Here is a 10,915-nt window from a genome sequence, read left to right as displayed (position 1 = left end):
CGCATGCAGACCACCGGCACCCCCCTCTCCCCCGCCCCGATCCGCTGGGGGATCCTGGCCACCGGCGGCATCGCGGAGAGTTTCACCCGGGACCTGGCCCGGATGCCGGACGCCGAGGTGGTGGCCGTGGGTTCGCGCGACCCGGAGTCGGCCCGCCGCTTCGCGGAGCGGCACGGCATAGCCCGGGCCCACGGCTCCTGGAAGGAGCTGGCGGCCGACGACGGCGTGGACGTGGTCTACGTGGCCACCCCGCACTCCGCGCACGCCGACGCGACGACCGCCTGCCTGGAGGCCGGGCGCGCGGTGCTGTGCGAGAAGCCCTTCACCGTCACCGAGGCGCAGGCCCGGGGGCTGGTGGAGCTGGCCCGGTCCCGCGACCTCTTCCTGATGGAGGCGATGTGGACCTACTGCCACCCGTTGGTGCGTCGCATGGGGGCACTGATCGCCGACGGGGCGATCGGGGAGATCCGCTCCGTCCAGGCCGACTTCGGGCTCGCCGGTCCCTTCCCGCCCGGACACCGGCTGCTGGATCCGGCGCTGGCCGGCGGAGCCCTGTTGGATCTGGGGGTGTACCCGGTCTCCTTCGCCCACCTGGTGCTCGGGGAGCCCGATGAGGTCCTGGCGTCGGCGGATGTGCGGGGCGGGGTGGACGTGAACACCGCCGTGTTGCTGCGCTGGGGATCCGGCGCGTTGGCGACGCTCGGGTGCTCCCTGACCGCGGAGACGCCGACATGGGCGGCGGTGACGGGGACGAAGGGCCGGATCGAGTTCCCCCGCGGCTTCTTCGTGCCCTCCGAGTTCTCCCTGCACCGGGCGGGCCGGGAGCCGGAGCGGTTCACGGCCCCGGACCCGGAAGCCGGCTACACCCACCAGGCCGCCGAGGTCATGCGTGCCCTGCGGGCCGGGGAGACGGAGTCCCCCCTGGTGCCGCACGAGAGCAGCCTGGCCGTGATGCGGACGCTGGACCGGGTGCGCGAGCGGATCGGTCTGCGCTACCCCGGCGAGTGAGGGGAAGCCCGGCGTACCGCGGAACCGTCGGCGGGGCGGGGCGCCATCCGTGCGGATGGTGCCCCGCCCCGCCGATCACCCGGACCGATCGCCCGGGCCGGTCGTCGCCGGCCCCGGCGCGGGGCTCAGCCGATCGTCGGGCGCTCCTCCGCGGCCCAGGCACGCTGGACCGCCAGCTCCGACTTCATCTCGGACAGCTGCACGGCGACGGCCGCGGGTGCGGTGCCGCCCCGGCCGGAGCGTGCCGCGAGGGCACCGGGCACGTCCAGTACCGAGCGGACCTCCGGGGTGAGGTGGGGGGAGATCTCCGCGAAGCGCTCGTCGGTCAGTTCGTGGAGTTCGATGCCCTCGGCCTCGCAGACCTTCACGCACTCCCCCGCCACCTCGTGGGCGACCCGGAACGGCACCCCGCGTCGCACCAGCCACTCGGCGATGTCGGTGGCCAGCGAGAAACCGGCCGGGGCCAGCTCCGCCATCCGTTCCCGGTGGACGGTGAGGGTGGCCATCATCCCGGTGAAGGCCGGCAGCAGCACCTCCAGTTGGTCACAGGAGTCGAAGACCGGCTCCTTGTCCTCCTGCAGGTCCCGGTTGTAGGCCAGCGGCAGCGCCTTGAGGGTGGCGAGCAGACCGGTGAGGTTGCCGATCAGCCGGCCGGACTTGCCCCGTGCCAGTTCCGCGATGTCCGGGTTCTTCTTCTGCGGCATGATCGAGGAGCCGGTGGAGAAGGCGTCGTGCAGGGTCACGAAGGAGAACTCCTTCGTGTTCCACAGGATGACCTCCTCGGCGATCCGGGAGAGGTTGACCCCGATCATGGCGGTGACGAAGGCGAACTCGGCGACGAAGTCGCGGGCCGCCGTGCCGTCGATGGAGTTGCCCGAGGAGCCGCGCTCGAAGCCCAGTTCGCGGGCGACCGCCTCGGGGTCCAGGCCGAGCGAGGAGCCGGCCAGCGCGCCGGAGCCGTAGGGCGAGACGGCGGTGCGTTCGTCCCACTGCCGCAGCCGCTCGCCGTCCCTGGACAGGGCCTGCACGTGGGCCAGGACGTGGTGGGCGAAGAGCACCGGCTGGGCGTGCTGGAGATGGGTGCGGCCGGGCATGGCGGCGTCCGGATGTGCCTCGGCGAGCCCGATGAGGGCCTCCTGGAGGTCGGCGAGCAGACCGCCGATGATCCGGGCGTGGTCGCGCAGGTACATCCGGAACAGCGTGGCGACCTGGTCGTTGCGCGAGCGGCCGGCGCGCAGTTTCCCACCGAGCTCCGGGCCCAATCGCTCGAGCAGGCCGCGTTCCAGGGCGGTGTGCACGTCCTCGTCGGCGACTGTGCCGGTGAAGGAACCGTCGGCGACGTCGGCGGCCAGTCGGTCCAGACCGGCCAGCATGCGCTCCAACTCGTCGGCGTCCAGCAGGCCGGCGGCGTGCAGCACCCGGGCGTGGGCCCGGGAACCGGCGATGTCGTAGGGGGCCAGTCGCCAGTCGAAGTGGACGGAGGCGGACAACTTCTCCAGCGCCGCCGCCGGGCCGTCGGCGAACCGACCGCCCCACAGCCGCACGTCGGGCGCCGCAGCGGGTTCGGGGGTCGCGGCGCTCACCGGGCCAGGTCCCTCTTGGCCGCGATCTTCCCGGAGAGGCCGAAGATCTCGATGAACCCCTTGGCCATCGACTGGTCGAAGGTGTCCCCCGTGTCGTAGGTGGCCAGGTCGAAGTCGTAGAGCGACCGCTCGGAGCGGCGGCCGGTGACGACCGCGCGCCCACCGTGCAGGGTCATCCGGATGTCCCCGCACACGTGCTCGTTGGTCTCGTTCACGAAGCCGTCCAGGGCTCGCTTGAGCGGGGAGAACCACAGACCGTCGTAGACCAGTTCGGCCCAGCGCTGTTCGACCCCCCGCTTGAAGCGGGCCAGTTCCCGCTCGACGGTGACACTCTCCAATTCCCGGTGGGCGGTGATCAGCGCGATCGCACCGGGGGCCTCGTAGACCTCGCGGGACTTGATGCCGACCAGTCGGTCCTCGACCATGTCGATACGGCCGACCCCCTGCGCGCCGGCGCGCTCGTTGAGCTCGCGGATGGCCTGCAGGACCGTCACGGGCCGACCGTCGATGGCCACGGGGGCGCCCTTGTCGAAGGTGATGACGACCTCGTCGGCCTCCCTCGGCGTCGCGGGGTCGGCGGTGTACTCGTAGAGGTCCTCGACGGGGCCGTTCCAGATGTCCTCCAGGAAGCCGGTCTCCACCGCGCGCCCGAAGACGTTCTGGTCGATGGAGTACGGGGACTTCCTGGTGGTGGCGATCGGCAGGCCCTTCTCCTCCGCGAAGGCGATGGCCTTGTCCCGGGTCATGGCGTAGTCCCGGACCGGGGCGATGCACCGCAGGTCGGGGGCGAGGGAGGCGATGCCCGCCTCGAAGCGGACCTGGTCGTTTCCCTTGCCGGTGCAGCCGTGGGCGACGACGCCGGCCCCGTGCCGGCGGGCGGCGGCCACCAGGTGCTCGACGATGACGGGCCGGGAGAGCGCGGAGACCAGCGGGTACCGGTCCATGTAGAGCGCGTTGGCCCGAACGGCGGGGAGGCAGTGCCCCTCGGCGAACTCGTCGCGGGCGTCGGCGACCTCCGCCTCGACCGCGCCGCAGGCCAGGGCCCGCTCGCGGATGGCCTCCAGGTCCTCGCCGCCCTGGCCGACGTCGACGGCCACGGCGACGACCTCGGCTCCGGTCGCCTCGGCGATCCAGCCGATGCAGACGGAGGTGTCCAACCCGCCGGAATAGGCGAGTACCACTCGCTCGGTCACGGGGCTCTCTCCTTGGGATGCGCGCACTGTTGAGAATAAGTATGCAGACCACTGCATGATTCGTCAATTCGTGATCGGGAGTCCCCGGTCCGGGGCGGGGCCGGACGGGAATCGCCCCGGGGAACGGCCGGGGCGGCACGCGGAACCGGTTGTTGAAGGTGTTGAAAGCCCTCGGCGTCGGCGTTCGGACACGAAAGACCAGGCCGGCACGGTTCCGGAGGGGACGGCTTCCTCCCCTGGCGCCCCCGGCGGGTCCGGGGCCGCGGACCGGCGTGGTGTCCGGGGCGCCCCCGGCGCCCCACCCTGGTGCCGATCGACTCCGGGGCGGGCCACCCGACCGTCGGTCACCGAACGACCGCACCCGACCCCGGGGCGCCGGGCGGGGCGAGGCCCCCGTCCGCGCGGCCGCCGACGACAGGAGGCCAAGCATGACGACCGCCCACCGATTCCCCGACGCCGGCACCGAACCCGCTCCCCTGCCCGGCGGGCCCCCGGCGCCCCGGGAGGGCGTCCCGTCCACCGCCCGGGAGACGTTGGAGGCCGCCCGCCACCTGCTCGAACCCGCCCTGCGCGACCGGGTGAACACCCTGCCCGCGCCCCTCGCGGGGATCGCCTCCTACCACTTCGGCTGGACCGACGCCGCCGGACGTCCCGACGCCGGTCCCACCGGCAAGGCGTTGCGCCCCGCGCTGGTCACGGGATGCGCCGAGGCGGTGGGGGGGTCCGCGCCCGACGCGGTGGCACCCGCCGTCGCGGTGGAGCTCGTGCACAACTTCTCGCTGTTGCACGACGACATCCTCGACGGGGACACCACCCGACGCCACCGGGCCACCGCCTGGGCCGTGTTCGGGTCACCCGCCGCGCTGCTGACCGGGGACGCGCTGCTGGCGCTGGCCTCCCGTGTGCTGGCCGAGGACGACTCCCCGCACGTCGCCACCGGGATCCGGTGGCTGGCCCGCTCCACCGAGTTGCTCATCGAGGGGGAGCGGGCGGACATCTCCTTCGAGGAGCGTGAGCGCGTGACGCTCGCCGAGTGCCTGGCCATGGCCGAGCGCAAGACCGCCGAACTGCTCGCCTGCTCCTGCGCCCTGGGCGCCCTGTGGGGCGGTGCCGAGCCGGAACGGATCGCGGCCCTGCGGGCCTTCGGCCGCCATCTGGGCACGGCGTTCCAGCTCACCGACGATCTCCTGGGGATCTGGGGGGATCCGGCCGTGACCGGCAAACCGGCCCGTGCCGACCTGGCCTGTCGGAAGAAGTCCCTGCCGGTGGTGGCCGCGATGGAGTCGGAGACCCCGGCGGGACGGCGGCTGGCGCGCCGCTACGGCCCGACGACCGACGGTGCGGCGGAGGAGACCCCCGGCGAGTTGGCCCTGCTGGCCCGGCTGGTGGAGGAGGCCGGCGGTCGGGAGTGGGCGCGGCGGCGGGCCTCCGAGGAACTGGACCGCGCCCTGGTCGCGCTGGAGGCCGCCGAACCGGAACCGGACGCCGGCCGGAGGCTGTCCGCCCTCGCCCGGCTGGCCTGCCGTCGCGACCGCTGAGCCGGTAACCGATCCGCACGCCGGGGTCCGGGGCGGCGTCTTCCCCGCTCGGAGGAGAGAGACGCCGCCCCGGTCACCGCTCGCGCTGCGCCAGGCGCAACAGGTGGTCGGCGAGTTCCTGCCCGCCGGCCGGCTCACGGCTGATCAGCAGGAGGGTGTCGTCCCCCGCGATGGTGCCCAGGATCTCGTGCAGTTCCGCCTGGTCGATGGCCGAGGCCAGGAACTGCGCCGCCCCGGGTGGGGTGCGCAGCACCACGAGATTGGCCGATGCCTCGGCCGAGATGAGGAGTTCCCCGGCCAGCCGGGCCATGCGCTCCTCCTTGACCGACTCCCCCAGCGGGGCCCGCGGCGTGCGGTAACCGCCCTCGCTGGGCACCGCGTAGATCAACTCCCCGGCGGGGTTGCGGAGCTTGACCGCCCCCAGTTCATCGAGGTCCCGACTGAGGGTGGCCTGGGTCACCGACAGCCCGTCGTCCGCCAGCAGCTTCGCCAACTGGCTCTGGGAGCGAACCGGTTGACGGTTGAGGATGTCCACGATCCTGCGGTGACGCGCCGTACGGGTCTGCGGCACCGCGGGGCCGCCGTTGCGATCCACGGTCACCGTCCTCCCCCGATGCCCCGGGTCTCCCGCGTTCCGGGGCCCGTCCGCCGCCGGGCGGCGGGCGGGGAGCCCGCCCCGCGCGGGGGCCGGGGCACCGATCGTCGTCGCCTGCCCGGTGTGGTGGCGCTCATCCCCCGGTCCCCTCCTCCTCACCGGCGCCCGCGCCGGCGGCGTCCAGGATCGCCGGCAGCGCGGCCGTCAGGGCGTCGATCTCGTCATCGGTGACCACCAGCGGCGGGGCCAGCCGGATCACGTCCGGGGCCACCGCGTTGATCAGGAAACCCGCTTCCCGGGCCCGCTCCTGTGCCTTCGCCGCCACCGGGTGGCGGAGCACGATCCCCAGCAACAGGCCGGCCCCCCGCACCCCCTCCACCAGCGGGTGTCCGAGAGCCTCGACACCGCCGCGCAGTCGTTCACCGGCCTCCTTGACCCGCTGGAGCAGGTCGGTCGAGGCGATGGTGTCCAGGACGGCCAGCGCGGCGGCGCAGGCCACCGGGTTGCCACCGAAGGTGGAGCCGTGACGGCCGGGGGTCAGCAGGTCCGCGGCGGGCCCGAAGACCATGGTCGCCCCGATCGGGAGACCGGCGCCCAGTCCCTTGGCGAGGGTGATGACGTCGGGGGTCACTCCCTCCGCGCCGCAGACGAACCACTCGCCGGTGCGTCCGATCCCGGTCTGCACCTCGTCCACGGCCAGGAGGGCACCGGTCGCCCGGGTGATCCGCCGGGCGGCGGTCAGATAGCCGCGTGGGGGAACCACCACACCGTTCTCCCCCTGGATCGGCTCCAGGATGACCATGGCGGTCTCCTCGGTGACGGCGGCACGCAGCGCCTCGACCTCACCGTAGGGCACGTGTTCGACACCGGCGGGCAGCGGGTGGAAGCCCTCCTGCTTGGCCGGTTGGCCCGTGAGGGCCAGGGCCCCCATGGTGCGGCCGTGGAAGCCGCCGACGGCCGCCACGATCCGCGGCCGGCCGGTGAGGCGGGCCAGTTTGAAGGCGGCCTCGTTGGCCTCGGCGCCGGAGTTGCAGAAGTACACCCGGCCCTCGCGGCCGGCCAGGGCGAGCAGGCGCTCGGCGAGGGCCACCGGCGGCTCGGCCACGTACAGGTTGGAGGCGTGGGCCAGGGTGGCCACCTGCTCGCTCACCGCGCGGACCACGGCCGGGTGGCCGGTGCCCAGGGAGGAGACGGCGATCCCGCCGAGGAAGTCGACGTACTCCCGACCGTCGGCGTCGCGCAGTCGGGCCCCCTCGCCGGAGACCAGGGGCAGCGGCGGGGTGCCGTAGTTGTCGGTGAGCGCGGCCCGCCAACGGCGGACGAGTTCGGTGTTGCGCGTGCCGTCGGGGGTGTGCCCGGGGCTCATGGCCGTCCTCCCGGTTCGGAGTGGGTGGGGGCGTCGGGCCCGGCGTCCCCGGTGTGGCCGGTTCGGCCCGCGCCGGGCGGGGGGTCGGGCACCACCATCGTTCCCACCCCCTCGTCGGTGAAGATCTCCAACAGGATCGAGTGCTGGACCCGCCCGTCGATGACCCGGGCGGTGCGCACGCCGTTGCGCACCGCGTGCAGGCACCCCTCCATCTTGGGGACCATGCCGCTGGCCAGGCCCGGCAGGAGTTGCTCCAGTTCCGAGGCGGTCAGCTCGCTGATCACCTCCTCGCTCCGGGGCCAGTCGGCGTACAGGCCCTCCACGTCGGTGAGGACCATCAGCGTCTCGGCACCCAGCGCGGCGGCCAGGGCGGCCGCGGCGGTGTCGGCGTTGACGTTGTAGACGTGGTGGTCCTCGGTGCTGCGGGCGATGGAGGAGATCACCGGGATCCGCCCGTCGTCCAGCAGCGCGGTGACCGCGCCGGTGTCGATGGCGGTGACGTCACCGACCCGCCCCAGGTCGATCCGCTCCCCGTCGACCTCGGCCCAACGGCGGGTGGCGGTCATCAGGTGGGCGTCCTCACCGGTCATGCCGACGGCCAGCGGACCGTGACGGTTCAGCAGTCCGACGAGTTCGCGCTGCACCTGCCCGGCGAGCACCATCCGGACGACCTCCATGGTCTCCGGGGTGGTCACCCGCAGGCCCGCGCGGAACTCGGAGGTGAGGCCGAGCCGGTCGAGTTGGGCGTTGATCTGCGGGCCCCCGCCGTGGACCACGACGGGGCGCAGGCCGGCGTGCCGCAGGAAGACCACGTCCTGGGCGAAGGCGGCCTTCAGTTCCTCGTCGACCATGGCGTTGCCGCCGAACTTGATGACGACGGTCCTCCCGTGGTGGCGGGTCAGCCAGGGAAGCGCCTCGATGAGGATGCGGGCCTTGGGCAGGGCGGTGTGGCGACGGGTGGGGGCGGATCCGGCGGACTCCGCGGCGTCCCCGTGGGCCCCGGTCGCTCCGGTGGATGGGCTGCTCATGAGGAATAGGCGCTGTTCTCGTGGACGTAGTCGGCGGTCAGGTCGTTGGTCCACACCGTGGCCCCGGCACCGCCGGCGGCGAGGTCGACCAGGATGTGCACCTCGCGGAAACGCATGTCCACCCCTTCGCGATCCTCTCCGGCCGCCCCACCCCGGCAGACCCACACACCGTTGATGGCCACGTCCACCCGGTCGGGCTCGAAGGCGGCGGAGGTGGTGCCGATGGCCGAGAGCACCCGGCCCCAGTTGGGGTCCTCGCCGTGCACGGCGCACTTGAGGAGGTTGCTGCGGGCGATGGCACGGCCCACCTCCACCGCGTCGTCCTCGTCGGCGGCGTTGCGGATCTCGATGCGGATGTCCTTGGAGGCGCCCTCGGCGTCGGCGATCAACTGCCGGGCGAGGTCGGCGCAGACCTCGGTGACGGCCGCGGTGAGTTCCTTCTCCTCGGGAGCGACCCCGGACGCGCCGGAGGCCAGGAGGAGGACGGTGTCGTTGGTGGACAGGCAGCCGTCGGAGTCGATCCGCTCGAGGGTGACGCGGGTGGCGGCGCGCAGGGCGCGGTCCAGGACCTCCGGGGCGACCTCGGCGTCGGTGGTGATCACGCACAGCATGGTGGCCAGGGCCGGGGCGAGCATGCCTGCGCCCTTGGCCATGCCGCCGACGGTCCAGCCCTCGCGGGAGGCGACGGCGGTCTTGTGGACGGTGTCGGTGGTCTTGATCGCGATGGCGGCCCTCTCCCCCGCGTGGGGGGAGAGTTCGGCCACCGCCCGGCCCACGCCCGGCAGCAGCCGGTCCATCGGCAGGCGGACACCGATCAGACCGGTGGAGGCGACCGCGACCTCGGCGGCGTTGTGACCGAGGGCGTCGGCGACCCGCTCGGCGGTGGTGTGGGTGTCCAGGAAGCCCGGCGATCCGGTGCAGGCGTTGGCCCCGCCGGAGTTGAGGACCACGGCGGAGACCTTCCCCGCGCGCAGCACCTGCTGCGACCACAGGACCGGCGCGGCCTTGACCCGGTTGGCGGTGAAGACCCCGGCGGCGGCGCGGGAAGGGCCGTCGTTGACGACCAGGGCCAGGTCGGGGTCGCCCGAGGACTTGATGCCGGCGGCGATGCCGGCCGCCCGGAAGCCCCGGGCTGCGGTGACGCTCACGGTGTGGTGACTCCCATCGGTGCGGCGAGTGGGGCGTGGGGACCGGCCGGGGTGGTGCCGGACCGGCGGAACGGCTCGGGGCCCCGCCCGGTGGGTGCCGGCGGGCGGGTGCGGGACGGTTCGGGAACGCGGGGTTCGGCTCCGGGGCTCAGGGCGCGAGGCCCGCACCGGGCAGTCCGGTGGTCTCGGGGAGGCCGAGGGCGATGTTCGCACTCTGCAGGGCCCCACCGGCGGTGCCCTTGGTGAGGTTGTCCACGGCGGAGACGACCACGATCCGCCCGGCGGCCTCGTCCAGCGCGACCTGGAGGTGCACCAGGTTCGAGCCCAGGACGGTTCCGGTGGAGGGCCAGAGCCCCTCGGGCAACAGGTGCACGAACGGCTCGTCGGCCAGAGCCTTCGCGTAGGTCTCGCGCAGCGACTCGGCGGTGGTGCCGGGCCGGGCCGGGACGGTGCAGGTGGCGAGGATGCCGCGCGGCATGGGGGCCAGGGTGGGGGTGAAGGAGACGATGACGGGCTCGCCGGCGACGGCGGAGAGGTTCTGGGCGATCTCCGGGGTGTGGCGGTGGCCGCCCCCGACGCCGTAGGGGGTCATGGACCCCATGACCTCGCTGCCCAGCAGGTGCGGCTTGAGCGCCTTTCCGGCACCGGAGGTACCGGAGGCGGCGACCACCACGGCCTCCGGGGCGGCGAGGCCGGCGGCGAGGGCCGGGAAGAGGGCGAGACTGACGGCGGTGGGGTAGCAGCCGGGGACGGCGATGCGCCGGGTGTCGCGCAGCGCCTCCCGGCAGCCGGGCAGCTCGGGCAGGCCGTAGGGCCAGGTGCCGGCGTGGGGGGTGCCGTAGAACCGCTCCCAGTCGACCGCCGAGCGGAGCCGGAAGTCCGCGCCGCAGTCGACGACGAGGACCCCGTCGCCGAGCGCCTCGGCGACCGCCGCGGACTCGCCGTGCGGCAGGGCGAGGAAAACCACGTCGTGACCGGCGAGGGTCTCCGCGTTCGTCGGCGCCAGTACGCGGTCGGCGAGCGGGGCGAGGTGGGGCTGGAGTTCCCCCAGGGAACGACCGGCGTTGGAACCCCCGGTCAGGGCGCCGATCCCGATCTCCGGGTGTCCGAGCAACAGACGCAGGATCTCACCCCCCGCGTAACCACTGGCTCCCGCCACCGCAGCACGCACCACCATCGCCTCCATTCGATCGACGGCATGACTATACGCAGCACGGCAGCTTTATGCAATGGTGAGCGGTTCGACGCGCGACGGAGGGTGGAGGCCGAGCGGGACGGTACGGGGTGTCGGGTGGAACGGTCCGGTCCCGCCGGATTCCCCGGAGCCCTCCGGGCCGCCGCGCGGGATCGGGGGTCGGGGCCACGGGCGGGCCGGCGAAGGGTCCCGCGAGTCACCCCTCCACCATCGGGAACCACGGTCGGGATGGAAGCCCGACCGCCCGCTCCCCCCGTGGAC

Annotated in this window: 9 protein-coding genes; 2 read left to right on the top strand and 7 right to left on the bottom strand. The window is 73.7% G+C overall.

What is annotated here, in order from left to right:
• Positions 1 to 3: 3 nt before the first annotated feature.
• Positions 4 to 1,008: a Gfo/Idh/MocA family protein gene (locus tag FNQ90_RS04265; protein ID WP_182605034.1), complete on the top strand. Its 1,005-nt coding sequence runs from the start codon at positions 4 to 6 to the stop codon at positions 1,006 to 1,008.
• Between the two features lie 125 nt (positions 1,009 to 1,133).
• On the opposite strand, the gene argH is transcribed toward FNQ90_RS04265, so the two are convergent.
• Both argH and FNQ90_RS04255 read right to left on the bottom strand, forming a co-directional pair.
• A complete protein-coding gene (argH, locus tag FNQ90_RS04260; RefSeq protein ID WP_182605033.1) occupies positions 1,134 to 2,591 on the bottom strand; it encodes an argininosuccinate lyase in 1,458 nt (485 codons plus the stop codon).
• Positions 2,588 to 3,784, bottom strand: coding sequence for an argininosuccinate synthase (locus FNQ90_RS04255; RefSeq protein ID WP_182605032.1), 1,197 nt, complete (start codon positions 3,782 to 3,784; stop codon positions 2,588 to 2,590). The genes argH and FNQ90_RS04255 overlap by 4 nt, the downstream gene beginning before the upstream one ends.
• 428 nt (positions 3,785 to 4,212) lie before the next feature.
• On the opposite strand from FNQ90_RS04255, the gene FNQ90_RS04250 reads away from it, so the two are divergent.
• A complete protein-coding gene (locus FNQ90_RS04250) occupies positions 4,213 to 5,322 on the top strand; it encodes a polyprenyl synthetase family protein (RefSeq protein ID WP_182605031.1) in 1,110 nt (369 codons plus the stop codon).
• A 73-nt stretch (positions 5,323 to 5,395) separates the two neighbouring features.
• Here FNQ90_RS04250 and FNQ90_RS04245 read toward each other — a convergent pair whose 3' ends face one another.
• The 5 genes from FNQ90_RS04245 to argC all read right to left on the bottom strand — a co-directional run bounded on the left by FNQ90_RS04245 (position 5,396) and on the right by argC (position 10,636).
• On the bottom strand, positions 5,396 to 5,923 hold the full coding sequence (locus FNQ90_RS04245; protein ID WP_143617106.1) for an arginine repressor: 528 nt from the start codon (positions 5,921 to 5,923) through the stop codon (positions 5,396 to 5,398).
• Positions 5,924 to 6,050: 127 nt separating this feature from the next.
• The gene (locus tag FNQ90_RS04240) at positions 6,051 to 7,283 is read right to left on the bottom strand and encodes an acetylornithine transaminase (protein WP_182605030.1); all 1,233 of its coding nucleotides are present in this window, start codon (positions 7,281 to 7,283) and stop codon (positions 6,051 to 6,053) included.
• Positions 7,280 to 8,311, bottom strand: coding sequence for an acetylglutamate kinase (gene argB / locus FNQ90_RS04235; protein ID WP_182605029.1), 1,032 nt, complete (start codon positions 8,309 to 8,311; stop codon positions 7,280 to 7,282). Before argB ends, FNQ90_RS04240 begins: the two co-directional genes overlap by 4 nt.
• Complete coding sequence (gene argJ, locus FNQ90_RS04230) at positions 8,308 to 9,459, bottom strand: bifunctional glutamate N-acetyltransferase/amino-acid acetyltransferase ArgJ (protein ID WP_182605028.1); 1,152 nt, start codon at positions 9,457 to 9,459, stop codon at positions 8,308 to 8,310. The genes argB and argJ overlap by 4 nt, the downstream gene beginning before the upstream one ends.
• A gap of 148 nt (positions 9,460 to 9,607) precedes the next feature.
• Positions 9,608 to 10,636: an N-acetyl-gamma-glutamyl-phosphate reductase gene (gene argC, locus FNQ90_RS04225; RefSeq protein ID WP_182605027.1), complete on the bottom strand. Its 1,029-nt coding sequence runs from the start codon at positions 10,634 to 10,636 to the stop codon at positions 9,608 to 9,610.
• Positions 10,637 to 10,915: the final 279 nt, after the last annotated feature.

The organism is Streptomyces alkaliphilus, from assembly GCF_014141535.1.
GTDB classification, from domain to species: domain Bacteria; phylum Actinomycetota; class Actinomycetes; order Streptomycetales; family Streptomycetaceae; genus Streptomyces; species Streptomyces alkaliphilus.
The sequence above is the reverse complement of the archived record's forward strand: the minus strand, read 5'-3'. Positions and strand labels throughout refer to the sequence as shown.